18 protein-coding genes are annotated in these 21914 nt (G+C 74.3%); 11 read left to right on the top strand and 7 right to left on the bottom strand.

The annotated features are described in order from the left end of the window. Positions 1-172: 172 nt before the first annotated feature. A complete protein-coding gene (locus OG455_RS25490) occupies positions 173-1447 on the top strand; it encodes a sensor histidine kinase (RefSeq protein ID WP_266297450.1) in 1275 nt (424 codons plus the stop codon). On the opposite strand, the gene OG455_RS25485 is transcribed toward OG455_RS25490, so the two are convergent. Further along, positions 1408-2274 carry an alpha/beta fold hydrolase gene (locus OG455_RS25485; protein ID WP_266297449.1) on the bottom strand — a complete coding sequence of 289 codons (867 nt, stop codon included), beginning with the start codon at positions 2272-2274 and terminating at the stop codon, positions 1408-1410. The two genes, OG455_RS25490 and OG455_RS25485, sit on opposite strands and share 40 nt — an antisense overlap. A 103-nt stretch (positions 2275-2377) precedes the next feature. Here OG455_RS25485 and OG455_RS25480 point away from each other — a divergent pair, with 103 nt between their 5' ends. The 4 genes from OG455_RS25480 to OG455_RS25465 all read left to right on the top strand — a co-directional run bounded on the left by OG455_RS25480 (position 2378) and on the right by OG455_RS25465 (position 8284). Next, positions 2378-3331, top strand: coding sequence for an IS481 family transposase (locus OG455_RS25480; RefSeq protein WP_266297448.1), 954 nt, complete (start codon positions 2378-2380; stop codon positions 3329-3331). Positions 3332-3640: 309 nt separating this feature from the next. Then, entirely contained in the window at positions 3641-5998 is a 2358-nt protein-coding gene (locus tag OG455_RS25475) for a transglycosylase domain-containing protein (protein WP_266297446.1), read from the top strand. A gap of 136 nt (positions 5999-6134) precedes the next feature. Next, complete coding sequence (locus OG455_RS25470; RefSeq protein ID WP_266297444.1) at positions 6135-7148, top strand: DMT family transporter; 1014 nt, start codon at positions 6135-6137, stop codon at positions 7146-7148. A 179-nt stretch (positions 7149-7327) separates the two neighbouring features. After that, complete coding sequence (locus OG455_RS25465; RefSeq protein WP_266297442.1) at positions 7328-8284, top strand: S16 family serine protease; 957 nt, start codon at positions 7328-7330, stop codon at positions 8282-8284. A gap of 59 nt (positions 8285-8343) precedes the next feature. Here OG455_RS25465 and OG455_RS25460 read toward each other — a convergent pair whose 3' ends face one another. Then, the gene (locus OG455_RS25460) at positions 8344-8706 is read right to left on the bottom strand and encodes a chorismate mutase (RefSeq protein WP_266297440.1); all 363 of its coding nucleotides are present in this window, start codon (positions 8704-8706) and stop codon (positions 8344-8346) included. 306 nt (positions 8707-9012) lie between these two features. On the opposite strand from OG455_RS25460, the gene OG455_RS25455 reads away from it, so the two are divergent. From OG455_RS25455 to OG455_RS25445, 3 genes are all read left to right on the top strand, one after another. Further along, on the top strand, positions 9013-9780 hold the full coding sequence (locus OG455_RS25455) for a VOC family protein (protein WP_266297438.1): 768 nt from the start codon (positions 9013-9015) through the stop codon (positions 9778-9780). A 105-nt stretch (positions 9781-9885) separates the two neighbouring features. Beyond that, a complete protein-coding gene (locus OG455_RS25450) occupies positions 9886-10311 on the top strand; it encodes an OsmC family protein (protein ID WP_266297436.1) in 426 nt (141 codons plus the stop codon). A 519-nt stretch (positions 10312-10830) separates the two neighbouring features. Further along, positions 10831-12648, top strand: a complete 1818-nt coding sequence (locus tag OG455_RS25445; RefSeq protein WP_266297434.1) for a bifunctional diguanylate cyclase/phosphodiesterase — start codon at positions 10831-10833, stop codon at positions 12646-12648. An 88-nt stretch (positions 12649-12736) separates the two neighbouring features. On the opposite strand, the gene OG455_RS25440 is transcribed toward OG455_RS25445, so the two are convergent. Continuing rightward, the gene (locus OG455_RS25440; RefSeq protein WP_266297432.1) at positions 12737-13822 is read right to left on the bottom strand and encodes an LLM class flavin-dependent oxidoreductase; all 1086 of its coding nucleotides are present in this window, start codon (positions 13820-13822) and stop codon (positions 12737-12739) included. A 92-nt stretch (positions 13823-13914) separates the two neighbouring features. Between OG455_RS25440 and OG455_RS25435 the strand changes: the two genes are divergently transcribed. The 3 genes from OG455_RS25435 (at position 13915) to OG455_RS25425 (ending at position 17882) form a co-directional block, all read left to right on the top strand. After that, on the top strand, positions 13915-15219 hold the full coding sequence (locus tag OG455_RS25435; RefSeq protein WP_266297429.1) for a multidrug effflux MFS transporter: 1305 nt from the start codon (positions 13915-13917) through the stop codon (positions 15217-15219). 465 nt (positions 15220-15684) lie between these two features. After that, entirely contained in the window at positions 15685-16332 is a 648-nt protein-coding gene (locus OG455_RS25430; protein WP_266297427.1) for a DedA family protein, read from the top strand. A gap of 275 nt (positions 16333-16607) precedes the next feature. Then, positions 16608-17882, top strand: coding sequence for a hypothetical protein (locus OG455_RS25425; protein ID WP_266297425.1), 1275 nt, complete (start codon positions 16608-16610; stop codon positions 17880-17882). 63 nt (positions 17883-17945) lie between these two features. Here OG455_RS25425 and OG455_RS25420 read toward each other — a convergent pair whose 3' ends face one another. The 4 genes from OG455_RS25420 to OG455_RS25405 form a co-directional block, all read right to left on the bottom strand. After that, positions 17946-18860, bottom strand: a complete 915-nt coding sequence (locus OG455_RS25420) for an alpha/beta hydrolase (protein ID WP_266297423.1) — start codon at positions 18858-18860, stop codon at positions 17946-17948. 167 nt (positions 18861-19027) lie between these two features. Next, positions 19028-19699, bottom strand: coding sequence for a uracil-DNA glycosylase (ung, locus tag OG455_RS25415; protein ID WP_266300952.1), 672 nt, complete (start codon positions 19697-19699; stop codon positions 19028-19030). A gap of 155 nt (positions 19700-19854) precedes the next feature. Continuing rightward, positions 19855-21087 carry a low temperature requirement protein A gene (locus tag OG455_RS25410; RefSeq protein WP_266297421.1) on the bottom strand — a complete coding sequence of 411 codons (1233 nt, stop codon included), beginning with the start codon at positions 21085-21087 and terminating at the stop codon, positions 19855-19857. A gap of 25 nt (positions 21088-21112) precedes the next feature. After that, positions 21113-21892: an HAD-IIA family hydrolase gene (locus OG455_RS25405; RefSeq protein ID WP_266297419.1), complete on the bottom strand. Its 780-nt coding sequence runs from the start codon at positions 21890-21892 to the stop codon at positions 21113-21115. Between the last annotated feature and the right edge of the window lie 22 nt (positions 21893-21914).

Here is a 21914-nt window from a genome sequence, read left to right as displayed (position 1 = left end):
CGAGTACAGCAGGCCGCACCGACAGCCCCCACCGTCCCGCCGCCCCCGCGCCGGGAACCGCCGGGCCCCCGACCACTGTCCCCGTCATCGCCCGCGACGGTCCTGTAGCGTCGTCGGGGGCGATGGAGCCAGGTCAGAGCGGACGAGCGGCAAGAGCAGGCGAGGTACCCGGGTGAGCACCAGCGACGTCCCCAGAGCGAACGACAGCACCGCCCGGATACGCCGCCTCGGCCGCCGGCTGCGCCCCGCGCCCCGGCGCTGGCACCCCTGGGCGGTCGACGTCCTGCTGGTGATACCGGCCGCGCTGGACGCGCTGCTCAACTTCCCGCCACCGCGGGACTGGCACTTCCTGGTGTCGCTGGCGGCCGCCGTCGTCCTGCTGGCCCGCCGCCGCTTCCCGCGCGCCGTGCTGCTGCTCACACTGCCGGGCCTGTACGCGGGCAGCGCGCTGGTCGCGGCGATGATCGCCGCGTACACGCTGGCCCGCACCGAGCGGGCGCTGTGGCAGAAGCAGCTGGCGGCCCTGGTGGTGGCGGTCGGCAGCTTCCTGCCCTGGCCGATCGGCCTGCTGCGCCAGGAGACCTTCAGCGACATCACCCAGCACCTGATCTACGGGAGCATGCTGGGCGCCGGGCCCGTGGTGCTCGGGCTGCTCGCGCAGACCCGGCTCGACCTCTCCGAGCGGGTCGCCGAACTGGCCGCGCTGCGCGACCACGAGCGCGCGCTGTACGCGAAGACCGTGATCGCCGAGGAGCGGGCCAGGATCGCGCGCGAGATGCACGACGTGGTCTCGCACCAGGCGGGGCTGATCGCGGTGCAGGCGGGGGCGCTGCAGGTGACCACCAAGGACCCGGCGACCCGGGAGACGGCGGCCACCCTGCGCGGGCTCGCGGTGGCCACCCTGGAGGAGCTGCGGTCGATGATCCTGGTGCTGCGGGCGGCCGGCGCCGGACCGACCGAGCTGGCGCCGCAGCCCCGCCTGGCCGACCTGCCGCGGCTGGTGGCGGCCGCCGAGGTGAACGCGGTGCTGCGGGTGGACGGCCACCTGGAGGGCCCGCTGCCCGAGCCGGTGGAGCGGGCCGCCTACCGCACCGTGCAGGAGGCGCTGACCAACGTGCGCAAGCACGCGCCGGGCGCGGCGACCGAGGTGCTGCTGCGGATCGGCCCCGGCTTCGTGCGGGTCGCCGTGCGCAACGCGGCGCCCGGCGGCCCGCGCACCGAGCCCGAGCTGCCGGGCGGGCGCCACGGGCTGATCGGCCTGCGCGAGCGGGCCGCCATCCTGGGCGGCACGCTGGACGCGGCCCCGGAGCCCGGCGGCGGCTTCGCGGTGCACCTGTGGCTGCCGCTGCCCGGGGAGGTGCTGGCGCAGCCCTCGGCGGCGGTGCCCACCGCGCTCCTGACGGCTCGTCAGAACTCCAGCACGGCGTCGACCACCGCGCGCGGCTGATCCAGCATCAGCAGGTGCCCGGCCGGCTCGACCAGCCGCAGCACCCCGCCGAGTTCGGCGGCCAGCCGCGCCTGCCCGGCCAGTCGGCGCCCGGCGCGCCGCGATCGGCCACCGTCCGCCGCCGCCAGCACCACGACCGGGGCCGTCAGCGGCAACCGCGCTCGCAGCAGGCGCAGTTGCTCGGCCTGGTCGAGGTAGCAGGTGTTCTCCAGCAGGGCCGCGCGCAGCGCCCGCCCGGTGCGGTAGCAGCGGCGCACCAGGCCCGGCGGCGCCGGGTCGCGGCCCCGCACGGTGGCCAGCCGCACCACCAGCCGCCGACCGGGCGGTCCCAGCAGGTAGGGCACCGCCAGGCCCCGGGCCGCCCCGGCCGCCGTCCGCGCGGCCACCGCGCGCAGGGCGGGCAGCGGCCGGGCTCGGGCGCTCGGCTCGGTGCTGCCGTCGACCAGCACCACCGCGGCGGTCCTGGCCGGGTGCAGCCGGGCGAAGGCCTCCACGTGGAAGCCGGCGAGCGAGTGGCCGACCAGCACGCAGGGCCCGGCCAGGCCGAGCGCGTCGAGCAGCTGCCGCAGCCGCTCGGCCTCGGCGGCGAGCGTGGGCGCCTCGGCGCCGGGCGCGCTGAGCCCGTAGCCGGGCCGGTCGAAGCGGACCACGGTGCGCCGCGGCAGCAGCGCCCCGGCCACCGCGTCCCAGTCGAACCAGGCGCAGCCGAGCCCGCCGCTGAGCACGCAGACCGGTCCGCTGCCCTCGCACCGCGCATGCGTGACGGTGCCGCCCAGCCGCAGCAGCCGGCTGCCGGCGGGAAGGGCCGCGCTAGGTGTACTGACCACGGAGGTTGGTGACAGGGCTCACGGCTGGCAGATCTTGAAATGAGTGAGGGCCTTCTGGCCAGGTGTGGATTGCGACATCTACCCCAGCGCCAGAAAGGCCCTCATGCCACACCGTAACGCACCCCTGACTGAGACCGGACGCCTGCGCCTGGCCCGATGCGTGGTCGAGGACGGCTGGCCGCTGCGCCGGGCCGCCGAACGCTTCCAGGTCTCGCCCACCACGGCCAAGCGCTGGGCGGACCGCTACCGGGCCCTGGGCGAGGCCGGCATGGACGACCGGTCCAGCCGCCCGCACCACAGCCCGCGCCGCACCCCGACCCGCACCGAGCGCCGGATCATCAAGGTCCGCGTCCTGCGCCGCTGGGGACCGGCCCGCATCGCCTACCTGCTGGGGCTCAACCCCGCCACCGTCCACCGGGTCCTGACCCGCTACCGCCTCGCCCGCCTCACCCACCTCGACCGCGCCACCGGCCGCGCCATCCGCCGCTACGAACACGACGCACCAGGCGATTTGGTCCACGTCGACATCAAAAAGCTCGGCAACATCCCCGACGGCGGCGGCCACCAGGTGCTCGGCCGCCAGGCCGGCCGCAAGACCCGCTCCGGCACCGGCTACAGCTACCTCCACAACGCCGTCGACGACCACTCCCGCCTCGCCTACAGCGAGATCCTGACCGACGAGCGCAAGGAGACCGCCGCCGCGTTCTGGACCCGAGCCCAGGACTTCTTCGCCCAGGCCGGGATCACCGTCCAGCGCGTGCTGACCGACAACGGCTCCTGCTACAAGTCCCACCCCTGGCGGGACGTCCTGGCCGCCGCCGGGATCACCCACAAACGAACCCGGCCCTACCGGCCACAGACCAACGGCAAGGTCGAACGCTTCAACCGCACCCTGCTCGACGAATGGGCCTACGCCAGGCCCTACCGCACCGAGCAGGAACGACGCGACGCCTACCCCGCCTGGCTCCACACCTACAATCACCACCGCGGACACACCGCGCTCAAGGGCCAATCACCCGCCAGCCGCGTCCCCAACCTCACGGGTCAGAACAGCTAGGCACCGGCGGGGAGGGCGGCACGGGCGGGCCCGGCGGCCCGGCGCGGCGATCGGCGCGGCAATCGGGGCGACGGCCGGGGCGCGGTGACCGGACGCGGCGGTGCGGCTTGGTCGGTGACGGACACGATTCAACCCTAATCGTGACTTCTCGTGTCACTTGCTTAAAAAAGGGACAAAAGTCCCTACCATCCATCGAACGGCCCCCGGCACGCTGTCAAGGTCCTGCCCAGGTCCGGCTCCCCGCCCCGCAGCCGACCCCGACCGCCCACCGCGTGAACGACCGTCACGGGGCTGAGAGAGAGGCCTCCCGTGCCGCGAACCGCTCCCCGCTCGCTGCCGCGCCGCGTGCTGCACTCGGGGCGGCCGCGCCGCACCGGCTGGCGGCGACTGGTGCCCACCTGGCGGTTCGCGCTCTTCTCCGGCGCCGCGGCGGTGCTGCTCGGCGTCGGACTCTTCGCCCTGGGCGTCCTGCTGGTGCGGGTGCCGGACGCGCACGCGGCGGCGACCGCGCAGCGCAACACCTGGCTCTACCGGGACGGCTCGGTGCTCGCCCAGACCGGCCAGACCAACCGGCAGAGCGTGACGCTGGACCAGGTCTCCACCGAGGCGCAGCACGCGGTGCTGGCCGCCGAGGACCGCGGCTTCTACCGCGAGGGCGCCGTCAACCCGGCCGCGCTGCTGCGCGCGGGCTGGAACACCGCGACCGGCAAGGGCGCCCAGGGCGGCTCCACGATCACCCAGCAGTACGTGAAGAACGCCTACCTGACGCAGAGTCAGACGATCAGCCGCAAGGCCAAGGAGATCTTCATCGCGCTCAAGGTGGACGCCACCCTCTCCAAGCAGGAGATCCTGGCGAACTACCTGAACACCACGTACTACGGCCGCGGCGCCTACGGCATCCAGGCCGCCGCCCAGGCCTATTTCGGCGTCGACGCCGCCAAGCTGGACGCCACCCAGGGCGCCTACCTGGCCACCCTGCTCAACGCGCCCTCGGCGTACGACCTGTCGACCGCCACCGCAGCCGGCAAGCGGGCCGCCACCGCCCGGTGGAACTACGTGCTGGACGGCATGGTGAAGGAGGGCTGGCTGCCGGCCGCCGACCGCGCCGACCTCACCCTGCCCCAGGTGCGGGCGCCGCAGCCCGCGCTCGGGCTGACCGGGCAGGCCGGCTACCTGGTGGACGCGGCCAAGGACTACCTGGTCGCCCATCAGCTGGTGGACGAGGCCGCGCTCGCCAAGGGCGGCTACCGGATCACCCTGAGCATCGACCGGGACCGCCAGTCGCAGCTGCAGGGCGCCGTGCAGCAGCAGTTGACCGATCAGCTGGACTCCGACCAGCGCTCCGCCGACGCCGACGTCCAGACCGGCGCGGTCTCCCTCGATCCCAAGTCCGGTGCGGTGCTGGCGATGTACGGCGGCGAGGACTACACCGCGCACTTCGTCAACAACGCCACCCGCCGCGACTACCAGGCCGGTTCGACCTTCAAGCCGATCGCGCTGGCCGCCGCGCTGGAGAGCGGGGCGAAGACCCAGGACGGACGCGCGATCACCCCGGACACGGTCTACGACGGCGCCAACCGCCGCCCGGTGCAGGGCGGCACCGCGAATCCGCCGTACGCGCCGCCGAACGAGGGCGAGCGCGAGTACGGCCGGATCACCCTGCGCCAGGCCACCGACTGGTCGGTCAACACCGCCTTCGCCCAACTCGCCCAGGACACCGGGCTGGAGAAGGTCAAGCAGAGCGCGATCGCGCTGGGCCTGCCGGCCGACACCAACGAGCTGGACCCGGTGCCCTCGCTGCCGCTGGGTGTCTCGATGCCCAGCGTGCTGGACCTGGCCGGGGTCTACGCGACGCTGGACAACGACGGGCAGCGGATCTCCCCGTGGCTGGTCCAGGCGGTCCAGCTGGACGGTGCCAAGGTGCCGCTGCCGCCGCGGCAGAGCGGCCAGGGGGTGAGCCCACAGACCGCCCGGCAGGTCACCGACATGCTGCGCGGCGTGGTCGCCGACCAGGGCGGCACCGGCTGGCGGGCCCAGGACCTGGGCCGGCCGGCGGCCGGCAAGACCGGCACCACCGACGGCAACCGCTCGGCCTGGTTCGTCGGCTACACCCCGGAGCTGGTCACCTCGGTGGCGATGTTCGGCGAGCAGGCGGGCACCGGGAAGCAGGTCACGCTCTCGGGCGCGGCCGGCGGTGGCCGGGTCAACGGCGGCGGGTACCCCGCGCAGATCTGGACCGACTACATGAAGGCCGCGCTCCAGGGCGCGCCGGTGCGCGACTTCACCGCGCCCGGCGGCGCGCTCCCGCCGCAGGAGGCGGCCGGCACCCCCGGCCCGAGCGCCCCCCGCACCCCGCACCCGCGCGCGCCCGGCCACGGCCGACCGGCCGCCCCCGGCCCCGCGCACCCGTCGGCACCGCACACCCCCGCCACCCAGGGCAGCCCCGCCGCCCCGCCGGCCGGCCCCGCGAGCCCAACGCACCCGGCGGTGCCGCCCACCCCGCCGCCGGCCCGGCCGACCACGTCCACCCCGGTCGAGCCGGCCACCCCGGCCAGGCCCACGCCCACCCCGCCCACCCCGCCGACGCCGAGCCCGCCCACCCCGTCACAGCCCGCGCCGCCCGTCCGACCCGACGCCTCGCCGCCGGTCCCGGCGACGGCCGGCTGAACCGAGGGCTGAACCGAGGGCTGAACCGACGGCCGGGCCCAGCGGCGCCCGGCACGGGCCCGCCCGGCGTCCGCCCGGGACCGGTCCCCGCGCCCCCACCCGTCCGGTTTTGTCCGGGACCTGGCAGAATGCACCGATGCACTCCACCCCGGCCACCACGCACCGCTCCCGCCGGGCCGTCGGCCTCACGCTCGCGCTGATCTCCGCCGTGTCCTTCGGGGGCTCCGGCACCGCCGCCAAACCGCTGATCGAGGCCGGCCTCTCCCCGCTGCACGTGGTCTGGCTGCGGGCCACCGGCGCCGCGGTGATCCTGCTGCCGCTGGCCTGGCGGCACCGCCGGATCGTGCGGGACCGGCCGGTGCTGCTGCTGGGCTTCGGACTGCTCGGCGTGGCGGGCGTACAGGCCTGCTACTTCGCGGCGATATCCCGGATCCCGGTCGGCGTCGCGCTGCTGATCGAATACCTCGGACCGCCGCTGCTGCTCGGCTACGTGCGCTTCGTGCAGCGCCGACCGGTGACCAGGGGCGCGGCGATCGGCGCCGGCGTCGCCGTGACCGGCCTCGCCTTCGTGGTGCAGGTGTGGAACGGGCTGGGCTTCGACGCGCTCGGCGTGCTCTTCGCGCTCGGCGCGGCCTGCTGCCAGGTCGGCTACTTCGTCCTCGCCGACGCCGGCGGCCGCGGTGAGAAGCCCGCCGACCCGCTGGGCGTGGCCGCCTACGGCCTGCTGATCGGGTCGCTGGCGCTGACCGCGGTGACCCGGCCCTGGGAGGCCGACTGGAGCAGGCTCGGCGGTCAGGTGACCATGGCCGGGCACCACGTCCCGGCGCTGCTGCCGGCCGCCTGGATGATCCTGGTCGCCACCGTCCTCGCCTACCTGACCGGCGTGGTCTCCGTGCGCCACCTCTCGCCGCCGGTCGCGGGCGTGGTCGCCAACATCGAGGCGGTGGTCGCCACCGTGACCGCCTGGTTCCTGCTGGACGAGCACCTCGGCACCGCCCAGCTGATCGGCGGCCTGCTGGTGCTGCTCGGTGCCTTCGCCGCCCAGGCCGGCCGCGCACCGGGCGAGCCCGAGGCCGCCCCGACCGCCCTGACGGAGCCGGCCGGCCCTGCGGCCGAGCACCCGCCGGCCTCGGCCGGGCTACGCGGTTAGGGCCTCCGGGGCGGCCGAACCCAGGCCTCGGAACCGGCCGGGGCGGCGGCGCGTCTCTCCGGGCCCGGGGCGCGTCCGGCGCGCGGGACGCACCGGTCGCCGGGCCCGGCGACCGCGTTCGCAAGCCATTCGTAAGCTAGGGGTCCCGCCCGCCGGGGGCGGCTCCCGAAGGGGCGTCGATGCTCTTCAAGCACAAGCATCTCCTGAACGAGCTGCGGCAGAACGGCCGCAGCGCCAGGGCCGAGATCCTCTCGGTCACGACCGTCGGCGGCGGCGGCCACCTGCGCTCGCACCGGTCCTCCGACGAGGACCTGAGCGGCGGCTGGATGAACTGCCGGCTGAAGCTGCGCGTCGTCCCGCCGAACCGGGCCGAGCTGCCCTTCGAGGCGACCGTGCTGACCCGGCTGCACACGCTGAAGTTCGAGGGTGGCAGCGTCCCGGTCTGGTACGACCCCGAGGACCACGGCAAGGTGGCCGTCGACTACGAGGCCGACCTCCAGGAGCACATGCACCACCGCGCGGAGTCCGACCGGCTCGCCCACCGCTACGACCAGCGGCTCGGCCTGGCCTGGACGCCGGTCGCCGGTGTGCTGCTGCCGGTCGCGGTGACCATGAAGGCCGGCAAGGGCCGCCTGACGGCCACCGGGCGGCTGGGGGACCTGCTCGCGGACCGGACCGGGGCGGCCGTCGAGAGCGTGCGCGGCCGGGCCGCCGACTTCCTGCCGCGGCTGGCCCCCGACTGGTTCGCCAGGCACGACCTGCACGTCGAGGAGCCCTACGGCGACGTGCCGCCCGCCGCCACCGCCGAGGACGCCGCGGGCGCCGCCCTCGCCGTCGCCGTCGCCCTGGTCTCGCTCCTCGGCGGCCACCTGGTGCGCACGGACGTCGCGGTGACGGGTGGCCTGGCGCCGACCGGCGACCTGCTGCCGGTCACCGGGCTCAAGGACCGGCTCGCCGCGGCGAAGCGCGGCTACGCCGAGCACCTGGTGCTCCCCGCCCGCCACAAGCCCGACCTGGCCCAGATGGGCGAACGGCGGCTCAGCGGGCTGGAGTTCGCCCTCGCGCCGACCCTCGACGAGGCGCTGCGCTCCGCCCTGGCCCGGCGCCCGCTGAAGGGCTACCTGCCGCCGGCCTGAGCGCCCGGCGCCAACGGCCCCGGCCGGTCCGTCAGGCGGCGCCGCGCGGGCCGCTCCCGTCAGGCGGCGCCGCGCGGGCCGGTCGAGACGTCCTTGGCGATCGCCTCGTGGTGGCGGATGACCTCGGCGATGATGAAGTTGAGGAACTTCTCCGCGAAGACCGGATCCAGGTGCGCCCCGGCGGCCAGCTCACGCAGGCGCTTGATCTGGTCGCGCTCGCGGGCCGGGTCGGCGGCCGGGAGCCTGTGGGCGGCCTTCAGGGTGCCGACCCGCTGGGTGGCCTTGAAACGCTCGGCGAGCATGTGGACGACCGCGGCGTCGATGTTGTCGATGCTCTGGCGCAGGGCGGCCAGTTCGGCGCGGACGGCGTCGTCCACGTCGTCCAGTGAGGTGGTGCGGTCGGTCGCGGGCTGCTCGGTCATCGGGTCTGCTCCGGTGCGGGGCGCCGGGGCCGCGGGGGCCGGGCGCGGACGGTGGCCGGTGGCCGGTGGCCGGGGGCCAGGGGACGCTGGGGCTCGCCCGGCGCGCGGGCCGGGCAAATCTAACAGGCCAGGGCTCCGCGGCTCGCTCCAATTGCACGGATCGTCCGGCATGTGGACAGCCCTCGGCCGCCGCGCCGAGCCCCGCGCCGACCGCCACCCCGCGCGGCGCTCCGGTTGCGGACAGTGAGCACCGGTCGGATTCTGACGCACAGGCAGACAGCCGCCCCCACCCCGAAAGGCCCTCACATGCCCGTGCGCGACTCCTACCCCGACGGCGCCCCCTGCTGGTCCGACCTGACCTGCGCCGACCCGCTCGGCGCCCAGGACTTCTACGGCCCGATCATGGGCTGGGAGTTCCAGGAGCTCGGGCCCGCCTACGACGGCTACACCATGTGCCTGCTGGACGGGCGCCCGGCTGCCGCGCTGATGCGGCCGCCCGCCGGGGCCGAGCGGCTGCCCTCGGCCTGGAACGTCTACCTGGCCACCAGCGAACTGGCGTCCGTCCTCGACCGGGTCACCCGGGCGGGCGGCACAGCCGTCCTCGGCCCGCACCAGGTGCCGGGCGCCGGGCTGCTCGCCTTCGCCTTCGACCCGGCGGGCGCGGCCTTCGGCCTCTGGCAGGCCGGCGGGCACCACGGCGCGGCCGTGTACGGCGAGCCGGGCGCCGTGTGCTGGCACGAGCTGACCACACCCGAGGCCGACGGGTCGGACGCCTTCTTCGCCGAGCTCTTCCCCTACCAGCAGAAGCAGGTGGGCGACGGTCGCGCCGTCGACTACACGGAGTGGAGCCTGCCGGGCTCGGCCGGACTGCCGGTCTGCGGGCGCTCCCGCGCGGCGGTGCCGCAGCCGCACTGGGCCACGTACTTCGCGGTACCCGAGGCGGACCACGCCGCGGACCAGGTGCGCGGGCTGGGCGGCCGGGTGCTGCGCGACCCGTTCGACTCGCCGTACGGCCGGATGGTGCCGTGCACCGACCCGGGCGGCGCCCGGGTGACGTTCTGTCAGCTCCCCTGAGCCGCAGCGCGCGAGCAGTAGGCTGGGGGCGGCGTGACCGGAACTGACATACCGACGTCTCTTTCAGCGCAGCACAGCGCATCTGAGCAGCAGGAGGTACCGATCGTGGCAACTGTTCGCACCGCTCGCACCGCGTGGGAAGGCAACCTGGTCGACGGCAAGGGCGAGGTGACCTTCGCTTCGTCCGGCATCGGCCAGTTCCCGGTGTCCTGGCCGGCCCGCTCCGAGGAGCCGAACGGCAAGACCAGCCCTGAGGAGCTCATCGCGGGCGCCCACTCGGCCTGCTTCTCGATGGCGCTCTCGCACGGCCTGGCCGGGGCGGGCACCCCGCCCACCAAGCTGGACGTGCAGGCCGAGGTCACCTTCCAGCCGGGCCCCGGCATCACCGGGATCCACCTGACCGTGGTCGGCGACGTGCCGGGCCTGGACGAGGCGGGCTTCGTAAAGGCCGCCGAGGACGCCAAGGCCAACTGCCCGGTCAGCAAGGCGCTGGCCGGCACCACCATCACGCTCAGCGCGAAGCTGGCCTGACCTTCCGTCAGTCCGCAGCGGGTTGATCACGGCGTTGATCACGGCGTTGATCACCCCGCGCACGCCCCCGGCGCGCACCACCTGGTGCCCGCCGGGGGCGTGTCCGTTGTCGCCCGGCCTCCCCCGAAACGCCGCGAATCACCCTGTCGGCTGTGGCCCAGGCTTCGGTGCGCGGCCTATGATCGGGCGCAGTGCTCTGCTCTTGACAATTGGCGGGTCCGGCTGCAACCGGTCGGTCCGAGCCGGTGACAGCGGCACGGAGAGCGTGGCGAACGAGCGTGGCAAGCGAGCGTCAGCGGCGGACGGGAGCATGCAGTGCGAGGCCGGAACGAGGGGGCCGACGCACACCGCAACGGCGTGCGACAGGACACGCTGCCCCCCACCGAGTCCCAGCGGTCCAAGGTGCCGGGTCGGCTGGAGCAGCCCCCGCAAACACCGCGGTCACCGCGGCCACCGGGGTCGGAGCAGCCGGGCCAACCGGCCGAGCCCCGCTGCCCCGGCTGCGCGGCGGTGCTGCCCGTGCCGCCCCCCGAGCTGCCCGCCACCGATGAGCTGCTCGCCGCACTGCGCGCCAGCGAGTCCCGGTTCCGGGCCGCCTTCGCCGACGCGGGCATCGGCATGGTCCTGGTCGACACCGAGGACTTGGTGATCGAGGCCAATCCGGCCTTCGCCGCGATGCTCGGCCGCGAGGTCGCCGAGCTGGTCGGGATGCACATCCACGAGATCATCGACCCCGAGGACACCCCGCGCCGGCTCTACCGCGAGCTGGTGGCCGGCCGGCGCGACCGGCTGCGGGTGGAGAAGCAGCTCAAGCACCGCGAGGGGCGCGAGGTCTGGAGCAGCGTCACCATCTCGCTGGTCCGCGACGCGGAGGGGCAGCCGTTCTACACCCTGGCCATGTTCGAGGACGTCACCGAGCGGCGCCGGCTCGGCGACCGGCTGGCCTACCAGGCACTGCACGACCCCCTGACCCGGCTGCCCAACCGCACCTACTTCTTCGAGCGGCTGAACGCGGCCTGCCTGCCGGGGCCGCAGCCCGCGGGCGAGAGCGGCGGGCGCCGGGTCGGCGTCTGCTACCTCGACCTGGACGGCTTCGCGGCGATCAACGACACCCTCGGCCACCACATCGGCGACCAGTTGCTGACCGCGGTCGCGGCCCGGCTGGAGCGGCGCTTCGCGGGCGGCGAGGGGTGGCTGGTGGCCCGGCTCGGCGGTGACGAGTTCGCCGTGCTGGTCGCCGACAGCGAGGGCAGCGAGCAGCTGACCACGCTCGCCGCCCAGGTGCTCACCCTGCTGGAGCGGCCCTTCGAGGTGGCCGGGCACCGGCTCGCGGTCACCGCCAGCGTCGGGGTGGTGGAGCGTCCGGTCCAGGGCACCAGCCCCACCGACCTGGTGAAGGACGCCGACGCCACGCTCTACTGGTCCAAGTCCGACGGCCGGGCCCGCTGGACCCTCTACGACCGCGACCGCGGCGCCCACCAGCTGACCCGCCGGCTGCTCTCCACTGCGCTGCGCCCGGCGCTGGAGCGCGGCGAGTTCACCGTCGAGTACCAGCCGCTGGTGGGCCTGGCGGACGGCACGGTGCACGGCGCCGAGGCGCTGGTGCGTTGGCGCCACCCGCGGTTCGGCACCCTCTCGCCGGACCGGTTCATCCCGCTGGCCGAGGAGTCGGGGGCGATCGTGCCGCTCGGCAAGTGGGTGCTGGAGGAGTCCTGCAAGCAGGCGCGCGGCTGGCTGGCCGAGTTCCCGGACACCGAGGCCTTCGTCAGTGTCAACCTGGCGGCCCGGCAGATCTGGGACTCCGACGTGGTCGCGGACGTCGCCCAGGTGCTGGAGCGCACCGGGCTGCCGGCCCGGCTGCTCCAACTGGAGCTGACCGAGAGCGCGGTGCTCGGGCCCGGCGGCCGGCCGCTGCAGGCACTGCAGGCGCTGGCCGACATGGGCGTGCGGATCGCCATCGACGACTTCGGCACCGGCTACTCCAACCTCGCCTACCTCTCCCGGCTGCCGGTGCACGCGCTGAAGCTGGACGGCACCTTCATCGAGGGCTTCCGCGACCCGGCCCCGGTCGGCCGCCCCGACCTACGCTCGCGGCGCAGCGAGGCGGACGAGCAGATCGTGGGCGCCATGGTCCGGCTCGCCCACGACCTGGGCCTGACCGTCACCGCCGAGGGCATCGAGAACGCGGCCCAGGCCGAGCGGCTGCGGCTGACCGGCTGCGACACCGCCCAGGGCTGGTACTTCGCCCGGCCCGGAGCGGCGACGCTGGTCGCCGCGATACTGCGCGAGGGACGGATCCGCACGCCGGGCCCCGACCAGCCCGCGCTGCGCCCCTAGGCCGTGTCCGACAATTCCCGCCGGGCCCGCGACGCGAATTGTCGGACACGGCCTAGCTCGATCTTCAAGCCTCAAGCTGTGCGGCGCGTCAGCCGAGCAGCCCGTAGGCCTGGGCGATCAGCTCGTAGGAGCGCAGCCGCACCTCGTGGCCGTGCACGTGGGAGGTGACCATCAGCTCGTCGGCGCCGGTGCGCTTGCGCAGCTCCTCCAGGCCGTCGGCGACCTCGCCCGGGTCGCCCAGGACCAGGTTGTCCAGCCAGCCCTCCAGGAATTCGGCCTCGGCGGGGCTGTAGGGGTAGGCGGCGGCCTCCTCCGGCGACGGGATCGGCCCCGGCTTGCCCAGGCGCAGCCGCAGCATGCCGAGCCCGGCCGAGGCGGCCAGCCGGCGGGCGGCTGGTGCGCCGCCCTCGGGCACGGCCACGGCGCTGACGCCGATCAGGGCGTAGGGCTCGGCCAGCACCTCGGAGGGACGGAAGCTCTCCCGGTACAGCTCCAGCGCCGGGACGGTGTTGGTCCCGCTGAAGTGGTGCGCGAAGGCGAACGGCAGGCCCAGCCGCCCGGCCAGCTGGGCGCTGAAGCCGGAGGAGCCGAGCAGCCAGAGCGGTGGGCGCTCGGCACCGCCGGGCACCGCGCGCAGCCGCGCGTACGGGTGGCCGGCGGGGAAGTCGCCGTCCAGGAAGTGGGTCAGCTCGGACAGCCGGCGCGGGAAGTCGTCCGGGTCCTCGACCTCGCCGCGGCGCAGCGCCCGGGCGGTGGCCGGGTCGGTGCCGGGGGCCCGGCCCAGGCCCAGGTCGATCCGGCCCGGGTGCAGGGCCTCCAGCAGGCCGAACTGCTCGGCGATCGCGAGCGGCGCGTGGTTGGGCAGCATCACGCCGCCCGAGCCGAGCCGCAGCGTGCTGGTGTGCGCGCCGAGGTGGGCGATCAGCACGGCCGGGGTGGAACTGGCCACCCCCGGCATGCCGTGGTGCTCGGCCACCCAGAAGCGGTGGTAGCCCCAGCGCTCGGCGCCGCGGGCCAGCTCGGTGGTGGCGGCCAGCGCCTGGGCGGGGGTGTACCCGGTGCCGACGGGGGCCAGGTCGAGGATGGACAGCGGGGCGGGCGCGGTGCCGCGCACCACCCCCTTGACGTCCTGCCGGATGCCGTGTCCGGCCTGCCGCTGGTCCTCGCCGCTCATCAGTTCTCGCCTTCCGCGTCGCCTGCCCGTTCCGCTGCGGACAACAGCTCCGGGCCGCACGCTGTTCCCGGCGCAGGCCCTATCGTGGGGCGATGTCGCTCACCCCCCGCCCGCCCGGCACCCCGCCCGACAGCCGGCCCGACCGGCCGGCCGCCGCCGGCCAGGAAGTCGCCCGGGCCCCGGACGCCGTCCGCAGGGTCGGCCTCCTGCTGACCCTGGTCCTAGGGTCGCTGAGCGCACTCGCGCCGCTCTCGATGGACATGTACCTCCCCTCGCTGCCCCGGGTCACCGCCGCCCTGCACACCTCCGACGCGATGGTCCAGCTCTCGCTGACGGCCTGTCTGGTCGGCCTGGCGCTGGGCCAGCTGGTGGCCGGGCCGCTCAGCGACGCGCTCGGCCGGCGGCGGCCGCTGCTGGTGGGCCTGGCCCTCTACACGCTCTCCACCGCCTGCTGCGCGGCGGCCGGGGACGTGCGGCTGCTGATCGCCTGCCGGGTGGTGCAGGGGCTCTCCGGCGCGGCCGGGATCGTGATAGCCCGGGCCGTGGTGCGGGACCTGTTCAGCGGGCTGGCGGCCGCGCGGTTCGCCGCCACGCTGATGCTGGTCTCGGGCTCGGCCCCGCTGCTGGCCCCGGTGCTCGGCGGCCAGGTGCTGCGCTTCACCACCTGGCGCGGGGTGTTCGTGGTGCTGACCGTGCTCGGCGCGGTCATGCTGGCCGGCACCGCGCTGCTGGTGCGCGAGACGCTGCCGCCCGGGCAGCGGCGGCGCGGCGGGCTGCCGGACACCCTGCGGACCATGCGCGAGCTGCTGTCCGACCGACTGTTCAGCGCCTACCTGCTGATCGTGGCCTTCGGCTTCGGCGCGCTCTTCGCCTTCATCTCCGGGTCGCCGTACGTGGTGCAGGAGGTCTACCACGGCTCGCCGCAGCGCTTCAGCCTGCTCTTCGCGCTGGTCGAGGCCGGCCTGGTGGGGATGTCGCAGCTGACCGCGCGGTTGCTGCTGGGGCGGTTCGGCTCGCACCGGATCCAGTTGGCCGGCGCCGCCGTGCTCACCCTGTCCGGGGCGGCGCTGGTGTTCATGACGGCGAGCCACCGCGGCGGGCTGGCCGGGCTCACGGCCGGCCTGTTCGCCATGGCGGCCGGGCTCGGCACCGTCTCGCCGCCGAGTTCGGCGCTGGCCCTGCAGCGCGCCCCGCACGCGGCCGGGACCGCCTCCGCGCTGCTGGGCACCGTGCAGTTCCTCACCGGGGCCCTCGCGCCCGCGCTGGTCGGGCTCGGCGGGCACGACAGCGCGCTGCCGATGGCGGTGGTGATCCTCGGCATGGCTCTGGCGGCACTCGCCTCGTTCGTGCTGCTGGCCCGGCCCTGGCGGCCCGCGCCGGATCCGCTGCGCGGCTGACGGGGCGTCGGCACGACCGGCGGGACACCGGCGCGGGCGCAGGCGCCGGCCCGAACTCCTGCCCGGGCACCGGCCCCGCCGTCGCGCACCGTGTTGGCGGGATCACGCCACCGCCGGTTCTCGCCAGCCGATCATCTCGCGCAGCGGCTCCCGGATCCGGCAGTCTGGAACCCGCAGGGGGGCGCCGACCAGCACCCCACTCCTCAGCAATGCCAGTGAACTGGACCAGTTCCGGGCGACCCTCGTGGGCCCCGGCGGCGGACACCCCGCCGCCGGGGCCCACGCCTGTTCCCCGTAGTCGCAAACTCCCGGCGCGCCAGCGCCTGTCCGACAGGTGCTAGCAGTGCTGACTCGACGCTGTCCACCCGCCGTTCAGGGGGGCCCGTGGTGAAGCTCAAGGAGGAGCCGATAGCGTGGGTCCCCTGAGCCACCTGTCCGTCCGGGCGGTCCGGAGGGAGTTGGATCATGGGAAGCGCGACGCTCGCGACGTCGTCCTGGTTCTGCGTGCTGGCCGTGCTGGCCGTCCTGGGCGACGCCTTTCTGCCGTTCCTGCCCAGCGGCACCCTGGTGATCCTGGCCGTGCTGAAGACCGACCGGATAGCCGGTGCCCCGCTGCTGCTGGCCGCCGCGGTCGCCCTCTCCTCCTTCCTCGGTGACGTGCTGCTGCTGGCGCTGGCCCGGCGCGGTGCCCCGTTCCTGCGTCGGCGACTCGCCAAGCGCCCCCAACTGGCCGCCAGCGTCCGCCGGGTGGCGCAGTCGCTGGACGGCCGGACCAGCAGGACCGCGGCCACGGTGGTGATCGTGGCCCGCTTCGTGCCGGGCGGACGCACCGTGCTGGACCTGGCCATCGGGCACTCCCCGACCCCTTCGCACCGCTTCCTGCGCTGGTCGGCGGTGGCCGCGCTGGTCTGGGCCGGCTACATCGTGACGCTGGGCTGGCTGAACAGCCACTGGTTCAACACCGCCTGGCTCAGCATGCTTGTCTCCTGCGCCGCCGCCACCTCGATCAGCGCGGCCGTCGCCCGGCTGGTCCGCCGGCACCGCCGCCTGGCGGTCATCGCGACCGACACCGCCGTGGTGGTCGACGCGACCGTGGTCGTCGACGCGGCCTGAGGCCCTCCCGCTCACGCGCCCGACCGCGCCACCCCGGCCGCCGAGCCGGCCGGATCCCCGCCGAGTGTCTCAGGAGTGCAACAGAACTCCTGTTCGCGCAGCCTGCGCTCGACGATCCGACGTCCTGTGCAGGAGTGTCGTGCAGAGCGGACCTCCTTGGATCGAACCAGGGCTCCATGACATCCTGATTTAAAAATACTGATCAATTGCCGTATTTTTCCTGACCGTGCTCGCCCACCCGCGGCACGGCCTGATCCGACCTGGCTGGGGAGACCATGAGCAGCATCTCGCGCAGGACCGTGCTGGGCGGGGTAGCCGCTTCGGCGGCACTCGGCACCCTCACCGCGTGCGGCAGCGGAGCCGCCTCCCACCCGGACGCCGTCACCGCCGGCGCCGGTTCGCCCAGCGGCACACCGAACGGCGGCGCCTCACCCTCCGGCTCGCCCTCCGGCAAGGCCACGCCGATCGGCGACGGCTCGACCGCCGACACCGGCCCGCAGCCCAACCAGCCCAAGCCGGAGAAGCTGAAGCCGGGCGAGGCGCCGCCGCAGTTCGTGGTCTTCTCCTGGGATGGCGCGGGCGCCACCGACGACGGCCAGTTCACCCGGTTCCTCAAGCTCGCCCAGGAGAACAAGGCGACCTTCACCTTCTTCCTGTCCGGCATCTACACGCTGCCGAAGACCAAGACCAACCTGTACCACCCGCCGCTGCACTCGGTCGGTGCCTCCGACATCCCGTACCTCTCGGACGGCGCGATACGCAACACCATCAAGCTGATCAGCCAGGCCTGGCTGGACGGGCACGAGATCGGCACCCACTTCAACGGCCATTTCTGCTCCACCCGGCCCGACCACAACGGCGTCAACAAGTGGTCGCCGGACGACTGGGAGAGCGAGATCCAGCAGGCGGTCTCCTTCGTCACCCAGTGGCGCACCAACACCGGTTTCACCGACCTGCCGCCGCTGCCCTTCGACTACACCAAGGAGCTGATCGGCGGCCGCACCCCGTGCCTGGACGGGCAGAAGGGGCTGCTGCCCACCGCCGCAAAGCTCGGCTGGAAGTACGACGCCAGTTCGCCCGGCGAGAAGCAGACCTGGCCGCAGAAGGTGCAGAACGGGCAGATCTGGAACTTCCCGCTGCAGTCCATCCCGTTCCCGGGGAAGCCCTTCGAGGTCCTCTCGATGGACTACAACATCATGGCCAACCAGTCGAACGGCGACCCCAAGGGTGACCCGAGCAAGCACGACGAATGGCACACCCAGGCCGCCGGCGCCTACATGGCCGGCTTCAACCGCGCCTACAACGGCAACCGGGCGCCGTTCTTCGTCGGCAACCACTTCGAGCAGTGGAACGGCGGCATCTACATGGACGCCGTCGAGACGGCGCTGAAGCAGATCGCCGGGCAGCCCGACGTGCGGCTGGTCTCGTTCCGCCAGCTGGTGGAGTGGCTGGAGGTGCAGGACGAGTCCACGCTGCGCAAGCTGCGCACGCTCAACATCGGCCAGGCGCCGACCGGCGGCTGGGCGAACTTCCTTGGCACCGCGGGCTGACCGGTCCGCGCAGCGCGGCGGGCCCGGCGGCGGTGTGGCCGGGCCCGACGGCCGGTGCCTGTCTCAGGTCAGGCCCGCCGCCGCCAGGATCCGCCGCGCGACCAGCGGCGCGCCCGCCTCGCCCATCAGGATCGAGTAGTGGTTGCTGTCCGGCACCCGGGTGGTGACCAGCCCCGGACCGGCCAAGGCGGCGTCGGCCAGCCGCTTCTCGTCGTACAAGGCCTGCGCGTCGTCGAGCAGTCCGCGCTCGGCCCAGAGCAGTTCGGCGGGGCAGCTCAGCAGGCGCACCGCCTGGGCCGCGTCCGCGTCCAGCAGCACCTGGCCCCCGTCCACCTCGACCGCCTCGCGCACGCAGCTGGAGCGCAACTCGGGCTCGGTGCCGACGAGATCGCGGGCGATGTAGGCGTCACCCGCCACCGCGTCCACGCTCGGCCAGGCCGGGTGCCGCTGCCAGAACGCGCGGTAGGCGGCCAGGTCGGCGAAGGTCATCGAGAGCCGGGCCACCGCCGGGCCGAGCACGGCGGCCAGCACCTCCCGCTCCGCCAGGCCCGCGGGCAGCGGGAAGCTCACCGCGCCGTCGACCAGCAGCACTTGGCGCACCAGCTCGGGGTGGCGCACCGCCAGCAACGCGGCCACCCAGGCGCCCATCGAGTGCCCGGCCACCAGCAGCGGCCCGCCGGAGCCGAACTGACGGATGATCAGGGCCGCGTCGTCCGCGTGCCGGGCCAGCCCGTACGGCGGGGCCACCGCCGCGCTGCCCGCCCGGCCGCGCAGGTCCGGCGCCAGCAGGGTGACCCGGCCGGCCAGCTCCCCGGCCACCCGACCCCAGGCCAGCCCGTTGGCGGTGATCCCGTGCAGCGCCAGCACGGTGGGCGCTCCCGGGTCGGCGGCAGGCCAGCGGAGCACGGCCAACTCACCGCCCGGGACAGCGAGGGACACCTCTTCGACCGCGGCGGCGAACTGCTGCTCGGGACTCATCGGACGGCACCTTCCGGCTCGGGTCCCGGCACCCTACCGCCACCGTGCGGCACCCGACATGGCGCCGCGCACCGCCCGGCCGCCGCGCCACGTGGTGTCCACCACCACCGGCGGGGGCCTCCGTCGGACCGCCCCCGCGCGCAGCGGCAGTCGATCCGAGGCGGCCGTCAGCCCCCGAGGTTCGGGATCCGCCAGTCGATCGGCTCGCCGCCGAAGCCCACCAGCGCCTCGTCGATCTGCGAGAACGGCTTGCTGCCGAGGAAGAGCTTGGCCGAGAGCGGCGAGGGGTGCGCGCCCTGCACCACCGCGTGCTTCGAGGTGTCGATCAGCGGCAGCTTCTTCTTCGCGTAGTTGCCCCAGAGCACGAAGACGCAGGGCTCGTCGCGGTCGCTGACCGCCTTGATCACCGCGTCGGTGAACTTCTCCCAGCCCTTGGCCTTGTGCGAGTTGGCCTCGTGCGCGCGCACCGTGAGCACCGCGTTGAGCAGCAGCACGCCCTGCTCGGCCCACGGCATCAGGTAGCCGTTGTCCGGCACCGGCAGGCCCAGGTCGGTGTTCAGCTCCTTGAAGAGGTTGCGCAGCGAGGGGGGCGTCCTGACGCCCGGCAGCACGGAGAAGCTCATCCCGTGCGCCTGGCCGTTGTCGTGGTACGGGTCCTGGCCGAGCACCAGCACCCGCACATCGGCGTAGGCGGTGGCCTCCAGCGCCGAGAAGACCTGCCCGCGCGGCGGGAAGACCTCGTGCTCGGCGCGCTGGGCGGCGACGAACTCGGCCAGCTGAGCGAACCAGGGCTGCTCCGTCTCGGCGCCCAGCACCTCGCGCCAGGCCTCGGGCAGCACGAACTCCGCCCCGGAGTGCGCCCCTTCGTCCGTCCCGGTGCCCTCCTTGCCCTCGTCGTCCAGCACGGCGGCATCCACCTCAGCGACCTCGGTCACCACATCAACCTTCCCTGACCGGGCCCCAGCGGCCCGCGCCCCAACGTTCACCCCGCACGCTACACAGCGACGCCGACAACTCCCGCACGCGCGGCCTCATCGGCCTCGCGGACCCGGCGCAGCCAGCGGAACTCCAGCAGGTTGAGCAGCACCAGCAGCCCCGCCAGGACGGCCAGCGTGCCCAGCGCGGGCAGCCCCAGCACCACCGGCAGCAGCAGGAGTTGGACCAGCACGGTGCCCAGCCGCAGCCAGGCCACCGTCCTGAACATGATCCACCGGGTGTAGCTGAAGGTGAGCAGGAAGAGCGCGCAGCCGCCATAGAGCAGCCCCAGCGTGCCCGGATCCAGCGCGCGGCCCGGGCGGGCCACCGTCTCGTTGAAGCCGGTGGCGACCGCGATCACCCCGGCCACCAGCGAGAGGTGGCCGTAGGAGTACACCAGCCGGACGACGTCGCGGCGTGAGCGGGCCACCGTGACGGCGTACCGCATCGCCTCGCCCGCGTGCACGAAGTACAGCCACCACAGGGCGCAGGAGATCGTGAACGCCGCTGTCACCGCCGCCAGTTCGGCGCCGGTCAGGCTCTGTGCGGCGGCCACCGGCGCGCCACTGTCGACGATCGACTCGCCGAGCGCGACCAGCAGCAGCAGGCCGAACCGCTCGGGCAGGTGGCCCGGGTGGTACACCACCGCGGCCAGTTTGGCGCGCAGCACCGAGGGCCCGGCCAGGTCGATCAGCGCGGCCAGCGCCCAGAGCGCCAACCGGGCCCGGCCGTCGAGCAGTCCACCGGTGAAGAGCAGCGGTCCGCTCACCGCGGCGCCGATGCCGTACGGGCCGCGCCAGGTGCCGCGCACCCGCACGATCAGGCCGAGCAGCACCAGCCGGGCCGCCCAGTAGGCCCCACCGAAGAGCAGCCCGCGCCCGCCGTAGGCCTCGGGCAGGGCCAGCGCCATGAAGAGGCCGCTGAGCGCGACGGCGAAGATGCCGAGCCGGTCGCGCGGGGTGTCCGCGTCCCGGACGTTGGCCTGCACCGTGGTGCCGACCCAGGCCCAGTAGAGCGGGATGAAGACCACCAGGGCCCGCAGCAGTCCGCCGGCGCCGTGGTGGGCGTTGAGCAGCCCGGCGACCTGGGTGATGGCGAAGACGAAGACCAGGTCGAAGTAGCCCTCGGCCCAGGTGACCCGCTTCTCCGCGACCTCCTCGCCGTCCCCGCCCCGCTCGGCCGTGCCCTGCTCGGCACCCTGCCGCTCGGCGACGCCCCGCCCGGCGACATCCCGCTCGGCCCCGTCCGCCATCCCCCGCTGCCCCCTCCGCCGCTGGTCAGACCAGCTCGACCAGGTCCGCGATCGACTGGACCACCCGGGTCGGCCGGTACGGGAACCGCTCGATGTCGTCCTTGGCGGTGAGTCCGGTGAGCACCAGCACCGTCTCCATGCCCGCCTCCATGCCCGCCACGATGTCGGTGTCCATCCGGTCGCCGATCATCACGGCGCTCTCCGAGTGGGCGCCGGCGGTGTTCAGCGCCTCGCGCATCATCAGCGGGTTGGGCTTGCCGACGAAGTACGGGTCGACGCCGGTGGCCTTGGTGATCAGCGCCGCGACCGAGCCGGTGGCGGGCAGCACGCCCTCGGGGGAGGGGCCGGTCTCGTCGGGGTTGGTGCAGATGAACCGGGCGCCGGCGTTGATCAGCCGGATCGCCTTGGTCAGCGCCTCGAAGCTGTAGGTGCGGGTCTCGCCCAGCACCACGTAGTCCGGGTTGTTGTCGGTGAGCACGTAGCCCACCTGGTACAGCGCGGTGGTCAGCCCGGCCTCGCCGATCACGTAGGCGGTGCCGCCGGGGCGCTGGCCGGCCAGGAACTTCGCGGTGGCCAGGGCCGAGGTCCAGATGCACTCCTCGGGCACCTGCAGACCCATCCCGGCGAGCCGGGCGGCCAGGTCGCGCGGGGTGTAGATCGAATTGTTGGTCAGGACCAGGAACGGCTTGCCGGACTCCTTGAGCCGGCGGATGAACTCGTCGGCGCCCGGGATCGGGGTGCCCTCGTGGATGAGGACCCCGTCCATGTCGGTCAGCCAGGACTCGATCGGCTTGCGCTCTGCCACGTACGTTCTCCGAAGTCTTGCG

This window comes from Kitasatospora sp. NBC_01287 (assembly GCF_026340565.1).
Classification (GTDB): Bacteria; Actinomycetota; Actinomycetes; order Streptomycetales; family Streptomycetaceae; genus Kitasatospora.
Note: the sequence above shows the minus strand (reverse complement) of the source record. Positions and strands in the feature narration are given on the sequence as shown.

Bases quoted from the DNA above. Each gene is read 5' to 3' on its own strand.
- OG455_RS25480 (WP_266297448.1), top strand. From the start codon at position 2,378: ATGCCACACCGTAACGCACCCCTGACTGAGACCGGACGCCTGCGCCTG.
- OG455_RS25420 (WP_266297423.1), bottom strand. From the start codon at position 18,860: ATGAGTCCCGAGCAGCAGTTCGCCGCCGCGGTCGAAGAGGTGTCCCTC.
- OG455_RS25435 (WP_266297429.1), top strand. From the start codon at position 13,915: ATGTCGCTCACCCCCCGCCCGCCCGGCACCCCGCCCGACAGCCGGCCC.
- OG455_RS25455 (WP_266297438.1), top strand. From the start codon at position 9,013: ATGCCCGTGCGCGACTCCTACCCCGACGGCGCCCCCTGCTGGTCCGAC.
- OG455_RS25410 (WP_266297421.1), bottom strand. From the start codon at position 21,087: ATGGCGGACGGGGCCGAGCGGGATGTCGCCGGGCGGGGCGTCGCCGAG.
- OG455_RS25440 (WP_266297432.1), bottom strand. From the start codon at position 13,822: ATGAGCGGCGAGGACCAGCGGCAGGCCGGACACGGCATCCGGCAGGAC.
- OG455_RS25465 (WP_266297442.1), top strand. From the start codon at position 7,328: ATGCTCTTCAAGCACAAGCATCTCCTGAACGAGCTGCGGCAGAACGGC.
- OG455_RS25430 (WP_266297427.1), top strand. From the start codon at position 15,685: ATGGGAAGCGCGACGCTCGCGACGTCGTCCTGGTTCTGCGTGCTGGCC.
- OG455_RS25470 (WP_266297444.1), top strand. From the start codon at position 6,135: ATGCACTCCACCCCGGCCACCACGCACCGCTCCCGCCGGGCCGTCGGC.
- OG455_RS25460 (WP_266297440.1), bottom strand. From the start codon at position 8,706: ATGACCGAGCAGCCCGCGACCGACCGCACCACCTCACTGGACGACGTG.
- OG455_RS25425 (WP_266297425.1), top strand. From the start codon at position 16,608: ATGAGCAGCATCTCGCGCAGGACCGTGCTGGGCGGGGTAGCCGCTTCG.